Annotated in this window: 15 protein-coding genes, 4 pseudogenes and 1 riboswitch; of the genes and pseudogenes, 12 read left to right on the forward strand and 7 right to left on the reverse strand. The window is 58.7% G+C overall.

Features of this window, described 5'->3' with window-relative positions:
- Positions 1–69: 69 nt before the first annotated feature.
- From RFM40_RS31175 to RFM40_RS31185, 3 genes and pseudogenes are all read left to right on the forward strand, one after another.
- Positions 70–399: pseudogene (locus RFM40_RS31175) on the forward strand (fumarate hydratase C-terminal domain-containing protein); the annotation flags it as partial.
- Positions 400–587: 188 nt separating this feature from the next.
- Positions 588–1,085 carry an Lrp/AsnC family transcriptional regulator gene (locus RFM40_RS31180; protein ID WP_320278874.1) on the forward strand — a complete coding sequence of 166 codons (498 nt, stop codon included), beginning with the start codon at positions 588–590 and terminating at the stop codon, positions 1,083–1,085.
- A gap of 163 nt (positions 1,086–1,248) precedes the next feature.
- Positions 1,249–2,655 (forward strand): aminotransferase, encoded by a 1,407-nt coding sequence (locus RFM40_RS31185; protein ID WP_320278875.1) that lies wholly within the window; start codon positions 1,249–1,251, stop codon positions 2,653–2,655.
- 827 nt (positions 2,656–3,482) lie between these two features.
- On the opposite strand, the gene RFM40_RS31190 is transcribed toward RFM40_RS31185, so the two are convergent.
- On the reverse strand, positions 3,483–3,677 hold the full coding sequence (locus tag RFM40_RS31190) for a hypothetical protein (RefSeq protein ID WP_320278876.1): 195 nt from the start codon (positions 3,675–3,677) through the stop codon (positions 3,483–3,485).
- Between the two features lie 724 nt (positions 3,678–4,401).
- Here RFM40_RS31190 and RFM40_RS31195 point away from each other — a divergent pair.
- The 3 genes and pseudogenes from RFM40_RS31195 to RFM40_RS31205 all read left to right on the forward strand — a co-directional run bounded on the left by RFM40_RS31195 (position 4,402) and on the right by RFM40_RS31205 (position 7,235).
- A complete protein-coding gene (locus RFM40_RS31195) occupies positions 4,402–5,058 on the forward strand; it encodes an antitoxin Xre/MbcA/ParS-like domain-containing protein (RefSeq protein ID WP_320278877.1) in 657 nt (218 codons plus the stop codon).
- A gap of 317 nt (positions 5,059–5,375) precedes the next feature.
- Positions 5,376–6,539 carry a porin gene (locus tag RFM40_RS31200; RefSeq protein WP_320278878.1) on the forward strand — a complete coding sequence of 388 codons (1,164 nt, stop codon included), beginning with the start codon at positions 5,376–5,378 and terminating at the stop codon, positions 6,537–6,539.
- Positions 6,540–6,732: 193 nt separating this feature from the next.
- Positions 6,733–7,235, forward strand: a pseudogene (locus RFM40_RS31205) (DUF2958 domain-containing protein).
- Between the two features lie 186 nt (positions 7,236–7,421).
- Here the strand turns inward: RFM40_RS31205 and RFM40_RS31210 are convergent.
- Positions 7,422–7,766 carry a hypothetical protein gene (locus RFM40_RS31210; protein WP_320278879.1) on the reverse strand — a complete coding sequence of 115 codons (345 nt, stop codon included), beginning with the start codon at positions 7,764–7,766 and terminating at the stop codon, positions 7,422–7,424.
- Positions 7,767–8,180: 414 nt separating this feature from the next.
- On the opposite strand from RFM40_RS31210, the gene RFM40_RS31215 reads away from it, so the two are divergent.
- Positions 8,181–8,444, forward strand: coding sequence for a DUF3892 domain-containing protein (locus RFM40_RS31215; protein WP_320278880.1), 264 nt, complete (start codon positions 8,181–8,183; stop codon positions 8,442–8,444).
- 195 nt (positions 8,445–8,639) lie between these two features.
- A complete protein-coding gene (locus RFM40_RS31220) occupies positions 8,640–8,846 on the forward strand; it encodes a hypothetical protein (RefSeq protein WP_320278881.1) in 207 nt (68 codons plus the stop codon).
- A gap of 422 nt (positions 8,847–9,268) precedes the next feature.
- Here the strand turns inward: RFM40_RS31220 and RFM40_RS31225 are convergent.
- Positions 9,269–9,676: pseudogene (locus RFM40_RS31225) on the reverse strand (transposase); the annotation flags it as partial.
- 1,438 nt (positions 9,677–11,114) lie between these two features.
- Here RFM40_RS31225 and RFM40_RS31230 point away from each other — a divergent pair.
- Positions 11,115–13,559 (forward strand): GcvT family protein, encoded by a 2,445-nt coding sequence (locus RFM40_RS31230; RefSeq protein WP_320278882.1) that lies wholly within the window; start codon positions 11,115–11,117, stop codon positions 13,557–13,559.
- Between the two features lie 1,114 nt (positions 13,560–14,673).
- Here the strand turns inward: RFM40_RS31230 and RFM40_RS31235 are convergent.
- The gene (locus RFM40_RS31235; RefSeq protein WP_320278883.1) at positions 14,674–15,015 is read right to left on the reverse strand and encodes a hypothetical protein; all 342 of its coding nucleotides are present in this window, start codon (positions 15,013–15,015) and stop codon (positions 14,674–14,676) included.
- A gap of 186 nt (positions 15,016–15,201) precedes the next feature.
- On the opposite strand from RFM40_RS31235, the gene glmS reads away from it, so the two are divergent.
- The gene (glmS, locus tag RFM40_RS31240) at positions 15,202–17,025 is read left to right on the forward strand and encodes a glutamine--fructose-6-phosphate transaminase (isomerizing) (protein WP_320278884.1); all 1,824 of its coding nucleotides are present in this window, start codon (positions 15,202–15,204) and stop codon (positions 17,023–17,025) included.
- Positions 17,026–17,102: 77 nt separating this feature from the next.
- Positions 17,103–17,258 carry a hypothetical protein gene (locus RFM40_RS31245; RefSeq protein WP_320278885.1) on the forward strand — a complete coding sequence of 52 codons (156 nt, stop codon included), beginning with the start codon at positions 17,103–17,105 and terminating at the stop codon, positions 17,256–17,258.
- A gap of 220 nt (positions 17,259–17,478) precedes the next feature.
- On the opposite strand, the pseudogene RFM40_RS31250 reads toward RFM40_RS31245, so the two are convergent.
- Positions 17,479–18,383 (reverse strand): annotated as a pseudogene (locus tag RFM40_RS31250) (TCP-1/cpn60 chaperonin family protein); the annotation flags it as partial.
- Here RFM40_RS31250 and RFM40_RS31255 point away from each other — a divergent pair.
- Entirely contained in the window at positions 18,280–18,558 is a 279-nt protein-coding gene (locus RFM40_RS31255) for a hypothetical protein (protein ID WP_320278893.1), read from the forward strand. The pseudogene RFM40_RS31250 and the gene RFM40_RS31255 sit on opposite strands and share 104 nt — an antisense overlap.
- Before the next feature lie 147 nt (positions 18,559–18,705).
- Here RFM40_RS31255 and metE read toward each other — a convergent pair whose 3' ends face one another.
- Together metE and RFM40_RS31265 are read right to left on the reverse strand one after the other, a co-directional pair.
- Entirely contained in the window at positions 18,706–21,069 is a 2,364-nt protein-coding gene (gene metE, locus RFM40_RS31260) for a 5-methyltetrahydropteroyltriglutamate--homocysteine S-methyltransferase (protein WP_320278886.1), read from the reverse strand.
- 96 nt (positions 21,070–21,165) lie between these two features.
- A riboswitch (cobalamin riboswitch) is annotated at positions 21,166–21,365 on the reverse strand.
- A 556-nt stretch (positions 21,366–21,921) separates the two neighbouring features.
- Positions 21,922–22,914: an adenosine kinase gene (locus tag RFM40_RS31265; RefSeq protein ID WP_320278887.1), complete on the reverse strand. Its 993-nt coding sequence runs from the start codon at positions 22,912–22,914 to the stop codon at positions 21,922–21,924.
- Positions 22,915–23,190: the final 276 nt, after the last annotated feature.

The raw sequence follows: 23,190 nt of genomic DNA on the forward strand, positions 1-23,190 counted from the left end.
TTACCCGTTCCGTTGTGCTTGCCGTCAACCCCAAAGATGAGCGCTCTCCGGCCGTCGCTGCGGTCCGGGTTTACGGAAAAATTGCCGTACACCGGCCTTTTCGCGATGGTAGGCAAAGCGGAGAGGGAGCCAACCGCCATTGCATCGATCGTCAGGCACCAGACGCCCTATCTCATCGCGGTCGGTGGCGCAGCGTACTTGATATCAAAATCGACCAAGGCGGCGCGGCTCGTAGCCTTCGAAGACCTCGGCATGGAAGCCATTTATGAATTCGAGGTCTAGGACATGCCTGTGATTATGGCTGTCGATGTCGAGGGAAACTCAGTTCACACTTCCGGGCCGGTTGAGTGGCGCAAGCGCATGGCTGCCGATAGCACGGCACGCAACATCGGCGTTTGAATATTCCTGCCAGGCGATTGTGCTCACCCGCGATTTCGAGAGGCTCCGCTTCGTTTGGTGCGCATGCACGCACGCCTGCATCGCTTGCGAAGTTCGCAACGCTGGACTGATATGTCGGGACCATGGGTGCAATTGGCGCAGATCAAAAAGCAGCCTAAACGTAGAGTCATGGTCAGCCCGGCAAAGCCATGAAGTCAAAAAACAACACTGTGCGCTTGGACGCCTGGGACCTCCGAATTCTGTCGGAGCTCCAGGCAGATGGTCGGATCTCGAAAAGCGAGCTGGCGAAACGCGTTCATCTGTCGGCCTCGGCCTGCTCGGAGCGGCTCCGCGTTCTCGAAACAGCAGGCATTATAGAAGGCTATTACGCTCGGCTCAGTCCATCTCTCACGGGAGGCGTGATGTTCGTGATGGTCGAGGTGGTGCTGGATCGTCACCGCCTCGAGGACCAACGCCACTTTGAGACCGCAGTGCAAAGTATCCCCGAGATTTTAGACTGCTGGGCAATCGGGGGCAGGGTCGATTACCTGATTCGCGTTGCAGCCCCTTCGATGGCTGCTTACCAGGGCTTCATGGAGGGACTGCTGCAGGCAGGCCTCGGGATCGACCAATACTATAGCCTGATCGTGACGAAATCCGTAAAATCCAATTCGCCGATACCCTTGTCCGCACCACAAGAGCGCTGAGTTGCCAGAGCCACGTTTTCCACGGAGATTGATGCAACTTCCCTGAATTCGTCGGCCGCGGACGGGCATTGCCGTGGAACGTGAGGTGTATCCCCCGGTATAGTCAGCCTCGACGAGCGGGTGACGTTGTGTTCTCCGCCGCGCGATCAAGGGGAGAGCCACAATGAGCCTGACCAATCTGGGAACCAAGCAGGTCCAGGAAAAGGATCGGACCTACGTATTTCATCCGTCCACACATTTGGCAAAACACAGCCGCGGTGAGACGCCAAACCGGATCATGGCCGGAGCGGAAGGCGTCTACATCTGGGATACCGAAGGCCGAAAGAGCCTCGACGGCTTCGGTGGACTCTACTGCGTCAACATGGGATATGGATGCACGGAGATCGCTGACGCCATTGCGAAGCAAGCGCATGACCTGCCCTTTGCCCATGTCTATGCCAGCCAAGGCACGCAGCCCGTTGCCCGATTGGCGGAGGCCGTGGTCGAATATTTCGGGCAGAACATGCAAAGGGTGTATTTCGGCCTGTCCGGTTCCGACGCCAACGAGACCAACATCAAGCTTGTCTGGTACTACAACAACATCCTCGGTCGTCCCGAAAAGAAGAAGATCATCTCGCGACATCGCGGCTATCATGGATCCGGGCTGGTCACCGGTAGCCTTACAGGTCTTCCATTCTTCCATAAGTTCTTCGACTTGCCTTTGAACCTGGTGCGCCATACCACGACGCCCCACTACTATCGTCAGGCGCATGAGGGCGAAACGGAAGAGGCCTTCTCCAAACGCTGCGCCGACGAACTTGAAGCCCTCATCCTTGCCGAGGGCCCGGAGACGGTTGCAGCCTTTATCGGAGAACCAGCACTTGGAACCGGCGGCATCGTTCCACCCCCAAAGGGGTACTGGACGGCCATTCAAGAAGTCCTGGACAGATACGATATCCTTCTGATCGCCGATGAAGTGGTTTGCGGCTTCGCGCGGACCGGCGAGAAATTCGGCTCTCACCTCTATGGCATGCGTCCGGATTTCGTCACCATCGCCAAGGGCGTGAGTTCCGCTTACCTCCCCATCTCCGGTTCGATCATCGGCGACCGCGTCTGGTCGGTGCTGGAAGAAGGAACCGAAAAACATGGAGCTCTTGGCCACGGCTGGACGTATTCCGGGCATACGCTTTGCGCGGCGGCCGCACTTGCGAACATCCAGGTCCTCAAGGAAAGAAACATCCTGGAGCATGTCCAGGATGTCGGGCCCTATTGGCTTTCCCGCATGAAGGCCGAACTGGAGGGACATCCCATCGTCGGGGAAGTTCGCGGCGTTGGCATCCTGTCCGGCGTCGAGCTGATGCACGATCCCAAAGCGCGCATTCCGTTCGAACCCGCGCTGCAGGTTGGCGTGCGGGCCGCCGCTGCTCTGCTTGACAATGGTGTCATTGGCCGGGCAATGCCCCACAGCGATACGCTCGGCTTTGCCCCACCGCTGATCATTACCCGGAACGAAGTCGACATCATCGCCGATGCGACGGCTAGGTCCGTTGACACGACGTACCGCGCCTTGAAGGCCGAAGGCGCCGTTTAACCTTTGCGAGCGAAACGACCTTGTCGCGGCTGTTGTCCGGTCCTCCCATTTGACCGCGGACGTTGCGCCGCGAGCCCTGCCGGCGCACCTCCCCGCCGGCAGGGCCTATTTCTGAAGCGTTGTACTCCTCCGCATTGCGCCAATGAATGGCTGTGGGAACAACAATATGCTCCATAAGAAACACTCGTGATGCCGAGCACCTGAACTTGGTCCACGGCACGCAAGTTGCCGAAAAACCCAAGCAAGTTTCTGACAACGGCAGAATGCAATCTGTCTTCGAAAGATTTTTTGGAACAGCTTTCGGAAGGCGTGGATGAGCTCGACTTCCGTGGCGCCCTGGTCTATATGATCTCACGCCTCCGCCTACCTCTCGCTCCCGCCGCAACCTGACAAGCCCACGCTGATATCGAACTATCCGACGTGCTGGACGGCGCGCTATCTTGACATGAGCTGTCGTCCGCAGCGCCCGGACCAGTGGTCGTGTCCGCGTTCGTCGTGCGGCCAATCGCTCGGCGGGCGGGAGCCCGCGCGCTGCTCTTGACGGAGTCCCGCTTTTCTTCGGCAGCTTAGTCTAGGCGATCTTGGCCATCCGTGTCGCTCCCTGGCGCGGGCAGCCTGTCGGCCGCTGAAAGACACGGCGCCTGACCTTCGTTCTTCGTGCGCTCGACGGGTTTGGCTGGCAACCATCGTCGCCGAGGACGTTCGTACGGAAAATAGTGCGTCAAAGTCGGGCTGGATAATTTCGCGATCACCTGTGCGATCGGGCGTAGTCTCTGTTGACTGTGCGGCCGCGTAGGAAAGTCCGGGGGGCTCAGCCGGCGAACAGTTCATTGCAGCCGGCCGTCGCATCGATCTGAGGCCGATAAGGCTGTGAAGAGCATTGCGGCGCGGGCCAGTTCCAGGGTCGGGTCGAGGCTGAGAATGAGATCGCCTATTTCGTCAGCGCTGGCATTGTCGGCCCAGCCATCCACGCCGGTGTCCAGTACCAACAACATCGAGACGAGCGGCGCGGCGAAAGTCATATCTGCGTTCATGCCATAGCGAGCTACGCTCTAACTTCTGCGGCAAGGCGGTCCTGCTCGGAGTATTCCGAGGAAAACGCAGGAAAGCTGCAACGAACGCTCGCAAATTGCTGGGCTTCGGCAAGGATCACCTTCTAACATCCAACCTGGGCATGGTCGGCAGTGACGAGGACCCGGCGCGTGGAACTCCGCAGCAGATAGTCGGCTGAGGCCCGGACAACCTGGTCTCCCTTCGGATCCGTGGATCGAGCGGTCTTGCAAAATGAGGCGTCCCGAGAACGGTCTTTCAACCCTCATTGTGAAAGGCGGTTCCGAGTCTCCGCCAATGCGAAACGTGGCAACGGTGAAGTATGTATTCGTTACTAAATGCGAACTTAAAAGGCACTTCGTATAAATGCCAAATTCGTTCCATTGTACAAGTAAAACGATCATTGAGTTGCATAAAAGCAACATCTAAATCATATATGACTACAAGATACACTTTGAACTTGCAAAAATTGACCTCACCCATAGCTGTCACCATGGGACGGATGCACTGCGATGTGCATTTGTTTCGGTCATGGAGGCAAGGAAGGTCGTCCGTCGATGTTCTCTCCTTTTCGTTGAGAGGCAAGTTGAAGCCGCGTGCCGGCTGCCAGGTTGCAACACATCGCCGTCCTCCAAGCTTCGTGTCTTCAACGCTCTTTCGGCGGCTTGCTGAGGGAATGCTATTAGGAAAGCCACAATGTCGGGGTCGAGTTATCTTGCGGATGACAAGCGCCAGAGCGAGCTTTCAAGCTTTGTCATGAGGGAGGTGCAACGCATTCTTGCTCAATGCGATGAGGCCAAGCGAAGTGACAGTCCTGCTGGCGGCCTTCGGGTTCTCCTCCCCCACGAATTGACCGCCGTGGCCGCCGAACTGCTTGGCAGTCTTGAGGCCGAAGCAACGCGACGGCTACACGCTCAGGCCCGTGAGATCGCTTCGCGACCCCGGCTAGCCGACCATCCGCTCGGGCATCCGGTTCTGAAAGATCTTTCGAGAGAAGGCGCCCGCATTGCTGAGTGGGCCGGGCCAGTTGCAGGCTCAACCCATCTCGAGAGACGTTTTGGAATACCGCGATCAACACTGCATTGGTGGCAGCGGCACAATGATGTGGTCGCCTTTCGCAGAGGCTCTCGCAAGCATGTATTTCCCCTGGCTCAGTTCGTCGACAGCAGGCCTGTGCCTGGAATCCGGGAGGTCCTCTCCTCGATCTCCGATCCGAGATTGGCTTGGCTCTGGCTGATCAGCCCGTCGCCTCTTCTCAAGGGTCGCGTCCCTGTCGAATTGCTCAGGGAAGGTATGAACACAGAAGCTGTTGCATCGGCCGCCCAGGCTATTTCTCTGATCGGATCTATCTGACGATTCGTCGGCGTCGGCGGCTGTTCGCGCACATTTGTTGCGGACGAAATCAGTCAATGTACCAATTGTGCGGTTTGTACAAATGTATAGTTGTTCAATTTGTACAGGTAATAACGTCAATATAGTGACAAAAATACAACTAATACTGATGCTTATAGCCTGAGACAGGAATTTGACCTTGCGCTATTCCGGCCGGTGAATAGCGTTCGAACCGGGAAGGATGCTTCGCGATGCGCATCTTTTTCGATCGTGGGGACAGGGAGCAGGACCGTCATCGACGTCCTCGCCCTTTTTCAAATCATTCAAGGAGATCAAGTATGAACATCAAGAGCCTTCTTCTCGGCTCAGCTGCGGCCCTGATCGCAGTTTCCGGTGCTCGCGCCGCCGACGCCGTCGTCGTCGCCGAGCCGGAACCGGCTGAATACGTCAAGATCTGCGACGTGTATGGCGCGGGCTACTTCTACATCCCGGGCACCGAAACCTGCCTACGCATCGGCGGTTATATCCGCTACGACATCGGCTTCGGCGACGTCGGCTCGTACGACGGTACGACCAACGCAGATCATAAGGACGGTAGCCGCAATCAGACCTGGTACAAGAACGCCCGCTTCGCGCTGAGGACCTGGACGGGCCAAGAAACCGAACTGGGCACGTTGAAGACCTACACCGAGACCCGCTTCGACTTCGGCATTGGCTTTGGCGACTTTGGTACCGCTCCCAATCCCGCGGCGAACAAGGCCGTCAATCTAAAGCACGCCTGGATTCAGCTCGGCGGTCTCCGTATTGGCAAGACCGACACGGCTTTCGAAAGCTTTATTGGATATGCCGGTAACGTTCTCAACGACACGCTGGTGCCCTACGGCGATTTAAACACCAATGTGATCCAATACTACTTCGACGCTGGCAACGGCTTTTCGGCCGTGGTCTCGCTTGAAGAAGGCTCGGGCGTCAAGGGCACCATCGACAGCTACGTGCCGCACGTCGTCGGCGGCGTGAAGTACACGCAGGGCTGGGGCGCTATCACCGGCGTCATCGCCTATGACAGCAACTACGAGGAAGTGGCCGGCAAGATCCGTCTCGACGTCAATGTTAGTGAGGCAGTTTCGCTGTTCGCGATGGCCGGCTATGGCACGGACGACAACCTGTCGGATCCGACCTGGGCGATCCCGGGCCGCGGTCGCGGCATCTACAAGCAGTGGGGCGGCAACTGGGCGGTATGGGGTGGCGGCACCTACAAGTTCAACGAGAAGACCTCGTTCAATGCCCAGGTTTCCTATGATGAGTGGAAGAACCTCGGTGTTGCGGCGAATATCGTTTACGATATCGTTCCCGGCTTCACGATCACGACCGAAGTCGACTACCTGCATGCAGGCCGCTTCGACGAATTCGGTGCTGGTTCTCCTGCTCCGGCCTTGAACTGGACCGGTACTGACAAGAAGAACAGCGTAGGCGGTTTTGTTCGGTTCCAGCGCTCATTCTAAGCATTGGACGGCTCGTACCCCGCGTTCGAAGCGGGTAACTGCGAGCCTACAACTTGGCTATCGGCGAATTGTTTGATCACGGACCTCCAGTCCGAGCATTTCGTCGATGAGAAGGGGCGCCCTGTCCCCGGGCGCCCTTTTTAATGAATTGACGGCAGACTCGCGCAGGTGAGATGGATCGCGGGCTACTGTGATGCAACGCCAGGATCTGCAAAACGGCCCGCGCAGACGGCGCGGCCGACACCGAAACCGACCATGTTCCGGTGCTGACACATTCGATCCGACCGGGCCGGGGACCTGGCTTATGAGTCAACTCGATCCGGACGGCGACACGCTGTTCGGCCTTTGGGATCTCGGCCTCGGCTTTCCGATCTCGGCAGCGTCAGCCTTGCGGAATTGAAAAGCGTCACGGGCCGACTTGGCCTCGGCATCGAGCGCGACCTCTCTTTTCACAGGCGGTTTCCACTCTCTATCTATTTCGAGGCCGCGCGCGACGCCGGCTACATCACCGAGAACGCCGCAGACGCGCTTGCAAAACCCCATCCGGAGCTTCCGCCGATAGAGACCAGGGCGCCCAACACGCATTTTGACGCTCCGAGTTCAAGACAGCGGTCGAAGCCTACGGCCATCGGGTCGAGACCAATGGGGCTGCGGCTGACAACTCGATCTCCCCGAGGCCTCAAGCACGGGTATTGAGATCAAGGTAGATCTGCCTCAGTTCAAGGAGAAGGATGTCAAAGCGGAAGTCGTCAAAAAGCCGCCGCCCACGAGCTTAAGCGCATGGCCGCAGACCTGGCTGATCGCCAGACTGACGAAATCGATGCTGTCGTGACTGCGGACCTGCGCAGAAGCGTCGCGACATCGAGCGGCAGTTCGACGACGCTATCGCCCAGATGTCGGTCGCCATCGACAAGGTGAACGCTGCGGCGTCAAGGCGCCGGCAAAGCCTGCCGCGCCAGTCTTCAGGCTGTCAATTCCACCCTGTAAGCCGCCAACCGAGGAGCCACTGAAGGACAAACCCTCGCTGAGCTTCTTGTTAGTCTCCTTAAATTGCATCTGGATATCGCCAAGCTGTTTTCTGGCCGTCTGATTGGCTTTGTTAAAGGCGTTGTTGAATTTTGTTGTGGATGCTTCGAGGCTGACTATGAAGCGTTCCAAATCCGTCGCCATCAATGCGCGACCGAAGGCATGCGGCAGCGATCCGGCCGCGGCAGGTTGTGTGGTCATTGGATTTTCCTTAGGTTGGTTCTAAGCCACGAAGGTTCTATTAATATTAGTGAGAGCTAATACTGATATGACCTTGCTTTGGCGCACGGCAAAGCAAATGACTCAGCTTTGCTGACTAATTTGGTCGAAGCCAATATTGTTAATAAACGTTACTGGCAGTTTACTGAAAACCAATTTCTGCGTAAAAAAGAGGCAGACGGCTACTGATTCGCCGTCTGCCTCTGTCTGTTGCGTACCCGCGGTTATGTGGCGCCGAGTGGACGAACAAAGACCGCGAGTCCGCTCCCTAGCAGGTCGGCACCTAGCGTCCTGAGGCTTATTTGGCAAGCCATAGGAGCTACGAAATGGTCAGACGTCCTCCCAAGCCCTGCCATTCCCAATTGCTCCGGAAAGCGCTCGAAAGGAGCAATTGCAATGGCAGACGTGCAGGTTACTTGCATCAACAAAGTCCCTCGTGAAAATAAGCACGAGGGTATCACCCACCTCGGCAACTCCACGGGGAAGTGGACTAGATCTCAGGTGATCCAATGGATCGAGGCTGGGACCAACACCTTTTATACGTTGGTCGGCGGGAAGCGGGCAAACGTCGCTGTGGTCAACGGGCCGAATGGTAAGTACGTCCGTACCCATGCTGACGGTACCTACAACGACAATCTGCTGGCGCTGCCTGAGTGCTAGTAATTTATTGATAGGCGGCGGGCTACGGCCCGCCGTTTTGTCATCATCACCTTTTGACGGAATGTCTGTTTTCAAGCAGATCAAGTTGGATCGAATATCGGTTTCTGCAGCTGATCTGGCCTCTTTACACTAGGGCGTCCGCAGCCGTGTTGAGGCGATCTCTCACCAGACTGGGAGGCGGCGTTCCGAAACCTATTGAACGACCTCGAGGTGGCGACGGCGGCATACTTGGACGGCCAGTTCACCGGCAGATCGGGTGAGTTGGCTGAGTTTCTTCTGCGGAATATGCTGGCAATGTGCGAAAGCGATCCAGACCTGCGCCAACATCTTGAAGCCGCGATCCACGCCCCCGAAACGTTCAAGAACATCAGAGACTTTCTTGGCAGGCAAAGCCGCAGTTAGCCAGGCAAATGTCCATTGAACAAATCCGAGAATGCGCCGACAGGGTTCGCGCGGCGCTAGAGGGCCTGAGACCAGAGGAATTGCCGATAGGGTTGAAATTGTTCCCCGCGGCGCGTGCGGCGACGCGGCCTCGGTGCGGCACTAGCAGGCTTCTCTGATTGGGGGCGTTGAGGTCAAGCTCCTGCTGATAATTTTCCGGACCATGTCGCTCCGCGAGTCACTCGCTTCTCTTCGCGGTCGACGTTAGGCCGCCGCATGATGGGGTCAGTAGAGCGAGGCGTCTCAATCTATTGAACGACCTTAGGAGATTTCGTCCCAGGATCGTGCCTGCTAACGAGATCGCCTTGCCCATCGTCCCACGGGAACGATCCGGCTACGCCCTTTCGGGCGGAATCAACTCCTCGTTCGTTGGTCCGTTGTGCCTATTTCGTGGCCGATACGGAGCCGGGTGCCTTGCCAAAGCGGAATTCTGTCGCATCGCTCCACATGCGATGCAGGATGACAGCGAGCTTGCGGGCAACAGCAACTCGGGCTCGGGCCATACCGCGCCGCTTGGTGACGTTTATACCCCACGCTCTGAGGCTCGACCATTTCTTGCTGAGCACAAGCAGCGAATGAGCCGCCTCATAGAGGGCCGTGCGGGCGACCTCGTCACCGCATCGGCTTACCTTGCCCTGAATGTCCGTCTCACCAGATTGATAGCGTGCCGGGGCCAGACCCAAATGCGCTCCGACATCCCTCGATCGGCGAAAGCGGTCAGGCTGATCGACCGTGGCACGAAAGGCGAGCGCGGTGATGGGTTCCACACCGGGCACGGACATGAGGCGCCGGCCATCCGTCGTGATCGTGTCCATTAAGCCCCGCTCGTGAACACTATCTTCAGCGTCCAGAGCCCGACCCCTATCCGATCCGATCCCCGCCACGGAAGGCGGTCGTCACCGGGCGCTTACCATCTAGCGTCGGCTCGTCGTTCAGATCATTAGCCAAGGGATTGCCATTTAGAGCCCGGTACGTGAAGCGTCGCTGAGCGAAGAGCTGCGCCAACCGAGCTCGCTGTGAGTTTTACTGCTTCAGTTTGCAGGATGTTCCTGCGGGCTCGCACAGGAGACCGATCAGGCGATTAAAGTGGCACAGTCGTCGGCTCTCTGACGATGTCGGACATGAGACACAAGTCCTATCAGAGTGACTCGTTGTTCTGACATGATTTTTCTCGGTTGGCATGACACGTGCTGTCGATCTGCCAAAGCACCGCCCCCGCATGGACCCATCCTATGAGCACGCTCGCCGAACATGCGTTCGCCCCCGCGACACTGAGCGTTCCCCCGACGCAAGAATGTGCGTTTGCCCTCCAATGGGCATCGAATAACGCCGCCACCTCAAACATCGTGAGCTTGGCCATAGCTAGACAGTACAGGAAACTTCTTGGGCACGAACGTGAATCCGACAGCAACCGCTTTCTAGCCCTTCGCCGAAGAAAGCCTGAGTTGGATGAAAAGCATGTAGTTGTGCTGGCGCTCCAGCGCGCGCCACCATCATCAGCAACGAAATGGGGGCAACTTGGCCTTCATCCTCGATCACCAGCGGAACGGAGCAGAACACGGGCTTGCCGCACCGGGGGGATTGCCTCGGTGTCTTGGACGTCCAGACGGGGGGCACGCTTGGTCTTTGCGATAGCCGCGTGTTCACTCAACCCAATCTGGCGCTTCGAAGTTCCCACGGGCGAGGCGGCAGATCACCACAGCTTCCAGGCGTCGCAAATTTGTCAAACCGACGCTGGAGCGGTGGGAGCAGTGGGGCTTGCCGACCGGGGCCTCGTCTACCGTTCGAGCGGGGAGGCGCGGACGGGGCTGGCGGCCCGCCAGCGCTGTGATTCACGATCAGAGGAAATGGCAAGTCGCTGCTTCGCGCCGATATCGGAAACAAGTCGCTGCTTCGCGCCGATATCGGAAACATGTACGGCCAAGAGTACCTCAGTCCTGGCACCGAGCGGCCGCGGTCTAAATGCTGGACTGGGGCACACCTCGCAGACCACGAAGATGTCAAGGATGAACAACGTCGCCCGTCAGCCACCATGCGGCTCTGACCGGGCACTCTTCGCGAGGGCAACAAGGGATAGCGATCTGTTGGTGGGCTTGTGGTCAAGCGAGGGCTCACCATTGATCTGGAGCTTCTGGTGGGCGCTCTCCCCTGGCTCTAGCGAGGATGCCGAAAAGACACTGAACCGGAGCTTACAATGAGAGTCGAATTTTCCGGGTTGCGGTATCCGAAATGAAGCCGCTGCCTTCCAAAGCGCGAGCTGTAATAATCGGAGGCGGCATTTCGGGGTGCTCCGTCGCATATCATTTGGTGAAGCTGGGATGGACGGACGTGATCCTGCTCGAGCGGAGGCAACTTACGTGCGGGACGACCTGGCACGCCGCCGGATTACTCAGGGAGCTTCGCGGGTCAAGCGACATGACAAAATTGACCAAGTACTCAATGCAACTCTACTCGAGCCTGGAGGAAGAGACGGGGATTTCAACCGGACTTCGCCGCGTCGGCTCACTGTCTATCGCGCTTACCCAGGAGCGCAAGCACGAGCTATACAGGCAACTCTCTCTCGCGGCCGCCTACGGCGTGCAGGCCCGAAAGATCTCTGTGCGAGAACTCGAGGGAATGTACCCTCACATCGATGTGTCTGACGTCACTGCAGCGCTTCATTTCCCTGATGATGGACAATGTGATCCGGCCAACGTCGCAATGGCGCTGGCCAAAGGCGCACGTCAGCGTGGCGCAGCAATCTTTGAAGGAGTGAAGGTAGCCGCTGTTCAGGCGAGGAATGGCCGGGTATGCAACGTAACCTGGGAGAAGGAGGGCCAGCGAGGGCTGATTGAAACGGAACACGTCGTAAACTGTGCCGGCATGTGGGCACGGGAATTCGGCGCTCGAAGCGGCGTCGCGGTTCCATTGCATGCGTGCGAACATTTCTACATGGTTACAGAACCGATAGATGGACTAACTCGACTGCCGGTCCTGCGGCTTCTTGACGAACATACGTACTACAAAGAAGACGCAGGAAGAATTCTCTTCGGGGCGGTCGAGCCAGAGGCCAAACCGTGGGGCATGGACGGCATTCCGGAAAGCTTCTGCTTTGATGAGTTGCCCGAGGACTTTGGGCATTTCGAACCTATTATCGAGAAGGCTATGAAGCGATGTCCGATTCTGGCCTCAGCCGGTATTCGTACCTTCTTTAACGGGCCTGAAAGCTTCACTCCAGACGACCAATATCACTTGGGTGAAGCTCCTGACGTTAGGGGCTATTGGGTAGCATGTGGTTACAATAGTACAGGAATAGCTGCCTCAGGGGGGGCAGGCTTAGCGCTGGCACAGTGGATGAATGACGATCAGCCACCCTTCGACTTGGCGGGCGTGGACATCCGTCGGATGGAGCCCTTACAGAAAAACCGTTCGTACTTGAGAGAGCGGGTTTCGGAGATAGTGGCACTTTCCTTTGCCGACCACTTCCCCGCTCGTCAGATGACAACAGCGCGCGGCATTCGACGATCGCCAATTCATGAACATCTCAAGGCACGCGGGGCGGTGTTCGGCGAGATGGTGGGCTGGGAGCGAGCCAACTGGTTTGCCAAGGAGGGCCAGGAGCGTGAATACCGATACTCCTGGTATCGCCAAAACTGGTTTGATAATCAGCGCGACGAGCATATGGCGGTTCGTGAGCGGGTTGCTGTTTCTGACTTGACTTCATTCGGAAAAATCCGAGTGGAGGGCCGAGACGCTACCACCTTCCTCCAGCGGCTTTGCTCCAATGATGTCGACGTGCCGGTTGGCCGGATCGTCTATACGCAAATGCTGAACGAGCGAGGCGGGATCGAGAGCGATTTGATCGTGAGTCGTCTCACGGAGACAGCTTTCCTGCTGGTGGTGTCGGCCTTCACATTACAACCCAATCTCTCTTGGCTTAGGCGACATCTAGGCGACGAGTTCATCGTTATCACCGATATGTCGGCGTCAGAAAGCATCCTGGCAGTGATGGGACCGAATTCGCGCGAACTGCTCGGCAGAGTGAGTCCGAATGACTTCTCCAACGAGAACAACCCTTACGGCACCTGGCAGGAGATTGAGATCGGCATGTGTCTGGCGCGGGCCCATAGAGTGACCTGTGTCGGCGAGCTGGGCTGGGAGATCTATATTCCGACTGCCCAAGCCGCTCATGTCTTCGAAATAATCGAGGCGGCGGGCGCCGATGTCGGACTCAAGCTGTGTGGGCTCCATGCCATCGGCTCGTGCCGCATGGAGAAGGCACGTCGGCACATCCCCGATGATGTTGGCAGCGGGGATCACGTGCTCGAAACAGGGCTGGGCTTCGCTGTCAAGACGGCAAAGCCTGGATATATTGGCCGGGATGCGGTGCTGAGAAAACTTGAGGCGGGACTCGATCGTCGGTTGGTTCAGTTCCGCCTTAAAGATCCTGCCCCTCTACTTCATAAGAACGAAGTCGTTTTCCGAGACGGTCGGATCGCCGGAATAATCACTTCCGGAGACTACGGGCACACGCTCGGTGGAGCTCTCGGCCTTGGCTATATACCGTGCAAGGACGAAAACGAGACAGCTCTGCTCTCCTCTTCATACGAGATTGAGATAGCCGGCGAGTGCTATGCCGCGGAAGCCTCGCTCAAACCGATGTATGACCCGAAAGGCCAGCGGATGCGGGCGTGACTTACGAATGGAGCCGTTCGGCATCCACCACCGAATGAGTATCGAAGCTCGCACGCCGACCTACGGCATTCTGGACGTCGAAGGCGCCCGAGCTGAATCCAGGCGAACACGTGGCACTCCATGCGCGCCAATGGCCTGTTGAACGGCGCCAACGCAGGTGATGGGGCCTAATTCCAGGCATGTCGAAATGCTGGCCTCCCATTCGATGCAATCGGGAAGAGCTGCTATCGTCTCACTTGTGCGGTCGACGGACGGATGCGAATTTTGCTTTGGTATCGTTGCCGGAAGCGTGGTCGTCATCGGGTCGAATTGAGGGCCGCCGGATACAGCTTTGAGAAGGATGAGCTTTCCACGTTTGAAAAGCAGCAATCGCGCGCGCTGTGACGGGGCAACTGAGAGCAGCAGAATGAATCGGCCCGCATCCCGGCTGGACCGGCGCGCTACGCCCGCATTCGAAGTTCTGCTGGATCAGGCGAGGGCGTTCTCCCGGCCAAACAAACCCACCGGGTTCAGCATCACTTACAACCAATTCGCGGGTGACATCGAAAGGTGCTCGCTTGAAGCCGACGTTTTCGCGCGGCTTCAGGATGACGAGCGAGGCCCCTCACCTAAGATCGCCACAGTGAGAGATGAGCATCATGATCGATTTCGCCGCTTGCTAGAGAGTTCTGCATTTGGTCAGACGTATAATCTGCTTTCCTGAAGTAGGTGACCCATTCGGGTGGGTGAAAAGCTCGGGGAGTTGCCCTACGCCAGCGGTGGCTCGCGCCGCAGCTCTGCGCAGAAGCGACTTAAGGAGGGGCGTCTGCGGAGCGCGACGGTTTCGCAGCGGCGCTCAAACGGCAGGGCTATAGCCCCGCGACCGCAGTGCGATATCTGCGCGCGGCAGCTCATCTCGGCCATGTTATGGCGGAGCACGGCGCCGACTTGAACAACGTTGATGTGGCGGCGTTCGGCGAGCATCTTCGAACCTGTAGGTGACTTCGACGCGCTCAGCCAAGCCAAAGTGTCGAGGCGTTTCGCCACCGGCAGCTTGATTGCCTTGGGTGCGCTGGATCCCAAGATTGACCGGTGTGTGGCGTCGCCGCTCACCGCCGGCGAGTGTCACCGAGCCCTACGCCGTCTCCGCTTTTTCCCGAATTGCGCGTGCCGCAGCCATCATGTTCATCAGAGCAGGGCGGACCTCCTCCCATGACCACAGTCGGGATTCACCCCACAGTTGGCCATCCAACAATCGATGGCGCGCAAGCATGACGAGGTTGGAAATCTCGGCCGCTTCTGGAATCCCCGGCGAGTGAATGTCATAGACACCAGCGGCGACCTCGTCCCGGCCTTCGGCCAAGGCAAGGGCGAGCACGACCAGCTCGTCGGTCTTTTGCGCCGCGAAGGCGAACCACGACTTCACACCCGCCTCGAGTGCCGTCTCGATGTCCACGTCAATCGGCATATGCAGCATCGAAAGGCTCTGTTGGAATGTCGTCGCGCATCTTTGGTCCATTTATCGGGTGGATGATTGCTATTCCAACAATCAATTTTACCGTCCTAATAAAATCGTATTAGAGGATCCTGAATTGCAGCGCGTTGGGTATCCTCGTCGTGATTGGTGCGTCGACTGAGGCTGTCGGAAGTATTCGGAGACGCCATGTGCGGGATTGTTGGTATCGTTGGGCAACAGCCCGTGTCGGAGCGGTTGGTCGACGCGTTGAGGCGTCTGGAATATCGCGGCTATGATTCCGCCGGCGTTGCAACGATCACCGAGGGCGCCTTGCAGCGCAGGCGCGCTGAGGGCAAGCTCGTCAATCTCGAGACGAGACTGAAGGCAGAGCCGCTGAACGGCACGATCGGCATCGCCCACACGCGTTGGGCAACCCACGGGGCGCCGACGGAAGGCAACGCGCATCCGCACTTTACCGACGGTGTGGCCGTCGTTCATAACGGCATCATCGAGAATTTTGCCGAGCTGAAGGAGGAATTGACGGCGGCGGGAGCCGAGTTCCAGACCGACACCGACACGGAGGTCGTCGCGCATCTGCTGGCAAGACACCGCCAGGACGGCATGGGACGGGGCGAAGCAATGCATGCCATGTTAAAACGCGTCAAGGGCGCCTACGCGCTCGCCATCCTCTTCGAGGATGATCCGTCGAGCATTATGGCGGCGCGCAATGGACCACCGCTGGCAATCGGCCACGGCGACGGCGAGATGTTTCTGGGATCCGACGCGATCGCGCTTGCCCCCTTCACGAATGAAGTCACCTATCTCGTCGACGGTGACTGGGCTGTTATTGGCAAGGGGGGTGCCGATATCTTCGATTTCGACGGCTACCCCGTAGAGCGTCCGCGTCAGACCTCCATGGCCGCGGCTTATCTGGCCAACAAGGGCAAACATCGCCACTTCATGGAGAAGGAAATCTACGAGCAGCCCGAGGCCATCGGCCATGTGCTCGCCCATTATGTCAGCTTGATAGAGAATCGCGCCGATCCGGTTCCTAGCTTCGATTTTGCCAGCATTCCGACCCTGGCGATCTCTGCCTGCGGCACCGCCTACCTCGCCGGACTGATCGGAAAATACTGGTTCGAGCGCTATGCTCGCCTGCCAGTCGAAATCGACGTTGCGTCCGAATTTCGCTACCGCGAGATCCCGTTGTCGCCCCAGTCTGCTGCTCTTTTCATTTCGCAATCTGGCGAAACCGCCGATACGCTGGCCTCGCTGAGATACTCCAAGGAGCTTGGACTGACAATTGGCGCCATCGTCAATGCCGCCGAATCAACCATCGCTCGAGAGGCCGACGCGGTCTTCCCGAGCCTTGCCGGCCCGGAGATCGGCGTCGCCTCCACCAAGGCCTTCACCTGCCAGCTTGCCGTTCTTGCCGCACTCGTCATCAGCGCCGCCCGGGCCCGCGGGACGGTAACCGAAAACGAGGTGCAGGCGCTCGTCAGGAGCCTTGCCGAAATGCCGCGCATTATGGGCCAGGTCCTGAACAGCATCCAACCTAAGATCGAATTCCTGGCGCGCGATTTATCCAAGTATCACGACGTCCTGTATCTCGGCCGTGGCACCAGTTTCCCATTGGCGATGGAAGGTGCGCTCAAGCTCAAGGAGATTTCGTACATCCACGCCGAGGGCTATGCGGCGGGTGAATTGAAGCATGGTCCGATCGCATTGATAGACAAGAACATGCCGGTGATCGTCGTCGCGCCATTTGATCGCTTTTTCAACAAGACCGTCTCCAATATGGAGGAAGTGGCCGCCCGTGGAGGGCGGATTATCCTCATCACCGATGAAAAAGGAGCAACCGCATCGAAGCTCGACACGATGCACACGATCGTGCTGCCAGCTGTAGACGAGATTATCGCGCCGATGATATTCTCACTGCCCCTGCAGCTTCTTGCCTACCACACGGCGGTCTTCATGGGCACAGATGTCGACCAGCCGCGCAACCTCGCAAAATCAGTCACCGTCGAATGATTGCGACGCGCTCATAGCTGCGGTCCCAGCCTTCAAGTGACAAAGCGCATCGTCACCGACACCTGGATTTCGACGAGATGCATATCAGGGTCCGCGGCCAGGTGGATATATCTTATTGCTCTATCGATATTGTGGGCGACCCCATCGAATTCAGCCAGGCGCGTGACTCGCCGGCGCCCAGCGCGCATCAGACCGAAGAAACGGTATTCGCGATCACTGAAAAACATCCGTGAAGTCGGATTGCCGCTGTATTTGGCGCCCGCGCGCCTGGAGACCGCCGCGAGCGGCCATGGCGTGGCGCGCCTATGGACATTGGCGTTGATTTTTTGACGCCCGTGATGCGGAATCGTAAAAAACCGCCCGGCGATCCTGAGTGACTTCGCCGTCCAACGCGAGCGGACCTCACGTTCGCTTTATCAGGTCGCCACCCTCCAGCATATGCCGGAGGTGCCACTAATCATGTCGAGATTGCCGGTTTGCTCGATCCCTACTTTGCTCGCCATGAAAGTTATAATGCGCGGAAGAGGGCGGCATCGCTGCCATGCCGCCGCCGGGCATACCGCCCGGCATGCCGCCGCTCCTTCTTCGGAGCTTCGGCGATCATGGCTCCGGTGGTGACGAGCAGGCCGGCGACCGAGGTCGCGTCCTGGAGAGCCGCGCGAACGACTTTCATCGATAGACAATGCCCATGCCGATCATGTCATCATGCTCGCCAGTCTGGGCGTTGAAGCCAAACGTCGCCTCCCCTGTTATCGAGGATCTTGCCGGCGACGATCGAAGCTTCGGCGCCTGCATTCGAAGCGATCTGGCGGGCCGGAGCCTGCAGCGCACGACGCACTATTGCCACGCCCGCGTTTTGCTCGGCATTGGCGCCCGTGACGGTAATGGCCAGCGAAGCCCGCAGCAAAGCCACGCCGCCTCCCGCAACAATGCCTTCTACAGCCGCGTATCAGCAACGGCTTGCCTGACTGCACGACGCACGACGGCCTCAAGCACCGAAAGAAGTGCCTACAGATTGCTGAGCTTCTTCTCGTGGATCAGCACATACGGCTCGTGACGAAATAGGGCGAGAAATAACCGCGGTCGAATTGCATGCCTCGACGACCTCCAGCTCGGTCTCAGCGGTCTTGGCTTCTTCGACGGTGATGACGCCCTCGTTGCCGACCTTCTGCATCGCTTCGGCGATCATGGCGCCGACCGACTCGTCGCCATTGGCCCAAATCGTGCCGACCTGGGCGACTTCCCTCGGAGGTCGTGATCTTCTTAGCAGCCTTGCCGAGCGCCGCGACGACTTCGCTGACGGCGAGGTCGATGCCGCGCTTGAGGTCCATCGGGTTCCTGCCGGCAGCTACCGCCTTGGTCCTTCGCGGTTGTGGTGCCGTCGCCGGCCATCGGCTGAACATCGGTTCAAAAATTGGTAACAGTGAACACGGAATGAAGCGCCCCACGTTGGAGCGTCGCGCGTTCGAAGGTTGGTTCGCCCAGGATCAGCGGCTGCTACAAATCCAATGGATGGAAAAGAATGGCTCATGACAGCGCCTCACGGCAAGCACCATGATGAACATGCTTCCACAACGCGATCAGAACTTTTCTCCCGAACGGCTTTGATGCCAGCTTGCCAGGCAAATGTGTCGGGCAAAGGCACCCGTCCGCGGCCGCTGCTGCTCGCGCGTTTGCGGGTCACAGGAGTCGCGCGAGCTCGGCCTGCTGTTTCTCCCGCAGCGCGCATGCTGCCGCAACCATGTTAATGAGGGCAGGGCGGACTTCCTCCCATTTGCGAGTTTTGAGGCCGCAGTCGGGGTTTACCCAAAGTTGACCATCAGACAAGCGCTCGCGAGCAAGCATGAGGAGGGCCGAAATCTCGGCGACTTCAGGAACGCGCGGTGAGTGGATGTCATAGACTCCGGGACCGATTTCGTTCGGATATTTAGAGCTCGTAAAGACGTCCAACAGTTCCATTGCCGAGCGAGATGTCTCAATCGAAATTACATCCGCGTCCAGCTCAGCGATCGCGTCGATGATCTCGTTGAACTCCGAATAGCACATGTGGGTATGGATCTGAGTCGAGTCCTTTACACCTGTTGAAGCGATCCGGAAGCATTCGACCGACCAGTCAAGATAGACCTTCCAGTCGCACTTGCGCAGCGGCAAGCCTTCGCGAAACGCGGCCTCGTCGATCTGGATCATCCTTGCGCCGGATCTTTCGAGGTCCGTCACTTCATCGCGAATAGCGAGCGCGATCTGGCGGCAGACCTCGGAGCGGGGTACGTCGTCGCGAACAAAAGACCAATTGAGAATGGTCACTGGGCCTGTAAGCATTCCCTTGACAGGCTTTTGCGTAAGCGACTGGGCGAATTGCCACCAGCGCACCGTCATCGGATTGGCGCGCGATACGTCGCCGAAGATGATGGGGGGACGCACGTAGCGCGACCCATAACTCTGCACCCAGGCATGTTCGGTGAAGGCGAAGCCGGAAAGTTGCTCGCCGAAATGCTGTACCATGTCGTTTCGTTCGAACTCCCCATGCACCAGCACGTCCAGCCCGATCTCCTCCTGCAAGCGAATCGCAGCCTCGATCTCCTTCTTCAGAAAGGTTTCGTAATCGACATAGCTGAGCTGGCCCTTCGCGTGAGCGGAACGCGCCTTGCGCACCTGAGGCGTCTGCGGAAAGGATCCAATGGTCGTCGTCGGGAACGGCGGCAGGCCGAGCGTGCGGGCCTGGACCCTGGAACGCTCGGCAAATGCGCTCTTTCGTTGCTTCATAGCACCGTTGATGTCGGCGATCCGCCCTTCAACGAGCGGGTCATGGACCTTCGTGGATGTTGCGCGAGTCGCGGCAGCCTCGTCAGAGGCTTTCAACTCACCAGCCACGGCATCTCTACCTTGGGACAAGGCCCGAGCCAGGATGACCAGTTCGTCGGTCTTCTGGGCCGCGAACGCGAGCCAGGACCTGATGTTCGCATCCAGTACCGTCTCCATACGCAAGTCTATCGGCACATGCAGCATCGAGCACGAAGGCGCGATCTCGACTCGATCCAAGGGCCAGCCCGCGACGATCGGCTTGATGCGGTCGAGAATGGCAGTGAGGTTCGCGCGCCAGACGTTGCGGCCATTGATCAAGCCAAGCGATAATACCAGATCCTTAGGCGCGAGCCGACCAGCCATCTCCAACTGTTCGGGAGCACGCGAGAGATCAAGATGCAGGCCCGCCACAGGCAGCGATATCGCCGTCTCGAGATTGTCCCCCAGCGGCCCGAAATAGGTAGCCAGCATGATCTTCAGCTCGGGCGCGGCCTTCGACAGCTGCCCATAGGCAAATTCAAGTGCGGCTCGTTCGTTCGGGTTTAGGTCGAGCACAAGCGCTGGTTCATCGATCTGCATCCAATCGGCTCCCGAGAATTTCAACCTCCGCAGGAGTTGCTCGTAGACGGGCAGAAGTCGCGGCAGGAGCGCGAGGGGATTGAAACCTTCGACAGGTGACTTCGCCAGCTTGAGAAAAGTGACCGGTCCAAGCATGACCGGGCGTGTATGAATGCCCAAGGCTTTAGCCTCGAGGAAGTAATCAACCGGTTTGGTCGACGAGAGTGTGAACGCCTGATCGTCGTCAAGTTCCGGCACAATGTAATGATAGTTGGTGTCGAACCATTTGGTCATTTCCATCGCGGTTAGGGCAGGGCTAGCCGCAGGCTCCCGACCAGAGTCGCGATTGCCCGTCTGACCTTGGTTGCCGCGGGCCATGGCGAAATAGATGTCGAGTGGGACCTCGCCGCCATTCCATGCGTAGCGGGACGGCACGGCGCCGACAATGGCGGCGGTGTCGAGTACATGGTCGTAGAGCGAGAAGTCGTTCGACGGGATTTTCGACACACCGCGATCGCGCTGCTCCTCCCAGCTCGCGGCACGCAGCGCCTTTGCCGTCGCGAGAAGCTCGGCAGCGCATGATTTTCCGGACCAATAGCTTTCAAGCGCGAATTTCAATTCTCGCCTGCGACCGATACGCGGCACACCAAGCGTTGCTACAGGAATTTGTTGAGAGAGAGTCATGCGATACCCCGATGGTTGGGGCGTGGGGGACAACGAAGGCGCCAGTAGGCCGGTACGAACGCCGGGCTGCAGCGGCCACCGAGACACCCCGCCCGTGGACAATAGTTCGCCGTGGCAGGTCTCCTGGCTCGGGGGTCATAGCCTCTACCCGTCTTCCCGAGGCTGTTCGCCTCAGTGACATGAGTGGGGTCGGCTCGCCTCTAACAGTTGCGGGGGCAGCGCCGGCATCTCACCGGCTTCCCTCTTAGCTCCGCTGCGGCAGCGCCGTACGGAGAACCATGGCTTGGACACAATCACAGCAGTCAGCTCTTTTGTCAATATCGCATAAAGAAATGTTTATGTCATTATGTGAACGCACTTTGTACTTTCGGGGTGATTTCCAAGTCGCGTAGAGGACGAACTTTTCGATCGTTTCGGCACGCGGTAAGTGAGATTGGCTACATGAAGCCAGACTTTGGCCGCTGCAGGTGACAGGGCCAAATTGACAAAGGGCGCTGTGCAGAACCGTGCCAGACGGCGGCTCGGCCGTTCGGCCCGGCTGCGCAAGAGTTGTGAGCCGGGCCTTTGGTCGGACCGATTGGGGCGCGAGGCAGGGTGGCGCGCCAGCAGAACTGCGAGGCTAGTCGCATGCTGCAGTACGCGAATGTGGGCGTCCGCGCGCCGACTGATATCAAGATCACCTGAAACTGCCACCGGTAAGTGGCGCCAACCCGTTTCCGAGTTCCGGCAACTAGACCAGAAGCGCCAAGGGGAAAACCGCCCTCAACGGGATGCACATGCGACATTTTGATTTGCCCGCGCTTTCCTAAACAGATTTCACTAGGAGGAAGGAAGCTAGTCCTTGGACCGCCCCTACAGCAGCCCTGCCTGTTCGGCCTCGCGGCGCAAGTTCTGGCGCGGCCGCGGGCCAATCTGCTGAATCACCAGCCCGGCCGCCAGCGAGCCGAGATGGCCGCAGTCCTGAAGGCTGCGGCCGCTCGTATAGCCGTAGAGGAAGCCGGCCGCGTAGAGGTCGCCGGCGCCGGTCGTGTCGACCAGCTCCTTGATCTTCGTTGCCTCGATGGTGACGGTCTCGTCGCCGCGCACGATCACCGAGCCTTTTTCCGAGCGGGTGACGGCGGCTATTCTGCAATCCTTGCGGATGGCGGCGAGCGCTTCATCGAAGGAAGCGGTCTGGTAAAGCGATTTGATCTCGTGGCTGTTGGCAAAGACGATGTCGACGGTGCCCGAACGCATCAGATCCAGGAACTCGTCGCGGTAGCGGTCGACGCAGAAGGAATCCGACAGCGTCATCGACACTTCCCTGCCGGCGGCATGCGCGAGCCGCGCGGTCTGCCGGATCGCTTCCTTGGCGCGCGGCGGATCCCACAGATAGCCTTCGAAATAGGTGACCTTGGCGCCGGCGGCCTTGTCGGCCTCGACGTCCTCCGGCCCGAGTTCGATGCAGGCGCCGAGATAGGTGTTCATCGAACGCTCGCCGTCCGGCGTGACGAAGATCATCGAGCGCGCCGTCGGCGGCTCGCCATGGAGCGGCCTGGTGTCGAAGGCCACACCCTGGGCATGGATGTCGTGCGTGTAGATGTCGCCGAGCGCGTCGTTCGACACCTTGCCGAAGAAGGCGGCGCGGCCGCCAAAGCTCGCCACGCCCGCCGCCGTGTTGCCGGCGCTGCCGCCGGAAGCCTCGATCGCCGGCCCCATGCGGCTGTAGAGCAGTTCGGCGCGCCGGGTGTCGATGAGGTTCATCGCCCCCTTGATGATGCCGTTGGTTTCGAGGAAGGCCTCGTCGCACTGCGCGATGATATCGACAATAGCATTGCCGATGCAAAGCACGTCGTATTCCGGCATCGATATCTCCAACGACTGCCGGCTTTTTGCCACGCCGGCCGGGCGAGATCAGTTGGGATGGGCTTTCCGCATGCCAATCTACTCGGCACGAGTCTCGCGGCGCTGCGACCATTGCATCGCACGCCGTAAGTGCCAGCCTATCCCAGGTAGACTCAGGCTCTTCGCACCCGAAGTGCTCATAGGTCGCGGCTTTGTGACCGGAAATACATGCACCCGGCTTGACCTCGCTGACCTCAAACAGCCTTTGGGAGTCCTACCATTTTTAGCGATTTGGTG

This window comes from Mesorhizobium captivum (genome assembly GCF_033977165.1).
Taxonomy (GTDB): domain Bacteria; phylum Pseudomonadota; class Alphaproteobacteria; order Rhizobiales; family Rhizobiaceae; genus Mesorhizobium; species Mesorhizobium captivum.

Coding starts and splice junctions, on each gene's coding strand:
- RFM40_RS31210 (WP_320278879.1), bottom strand. CDS start 7,766: ATGACCACACAACCTGCCGCGGCCGGATCGCTGCCGCATGCCTTCGGT.
- RFM40_RS31245 (WP_320278885.1), top strand. CDS start 17,103: ATGCATATCAGGGTCCGCGGCCAGGTGGATATATCTTATTGCTCTATC.
- RFM40_RS31190 (WP_320278876.1), bottom strand. CDS start 3,677: ATGACTTTCGCCGCGCCGCTCGTCTCGATGTTGTTGGTACTGGACACC.
- RFM40_RS31200 (WP_320278878.1), top strand. CDS start 5,376: ATGAACATCAAGAGCCTTCTTCTCGGCTCAGCTGCGGCCCTGATCGCA.
- RFM40_RS31180 (WP_320278874.1), top strand. CDS start 588: ATGAAGTCAAAAAACAACACTGTGCGCTTGGACGCCTGGGACCTCCGA.
- RFM40_RS31230 (WP_320278882.1), top strand. CDS start 11,115: ATGAAGCCGCTGCCTTCCAAAGCGCGAGCTGTAATAATCGGAGGCGGC.
- metE (WP_320278886.1), bottom strand. CDS start 21,069: ATGACTCTCTCTCAACAAATTCCTGTAGCAACGCTTGGTGTGCCGCGT.
- RFM40_RS31235 (WP_320278883.1), bottom strand. CDS start 15,015: ATGCTGCATATGCCGATTGACGTGGACATCGAGACGGCACTCGAGGCG.
- RFM40_RS31215 (WP_320278880.1), top strand. CDS start 8,181: ATGGCAGACGTGCAGGTTACTTGCATCAACAAAGTCCCTCGTGAAAAT.
- RFM40_RS31265 (WP_320278887.1), bottom strand. CDS start 22,914: ATGCCGGAATACGACGTGCTTTGCATCGGCAATGCTATTGTCGATATC.
- glmS (WP_320278884.1), top strand. CDS start 15,202: ATGTGCGGGATTGTTGGTATCGTTGGGCAACAGCCCGTGTCGGAGCGG.
- RFM40_RS31185 (WP_320278875.1), top strand. CDS start 1,249: ATGAGCCTGACCAATCTGGGAACCAAGCAGGTCCAGGAAAAGGATCGG.
- RFM40_RS31195 (WP_320278877.1), top strand. CDS start 4,402: ATGTCGGGGTCGAGTTATCTTGCGGATGACAAGCGCCAGAGCGAGCTT.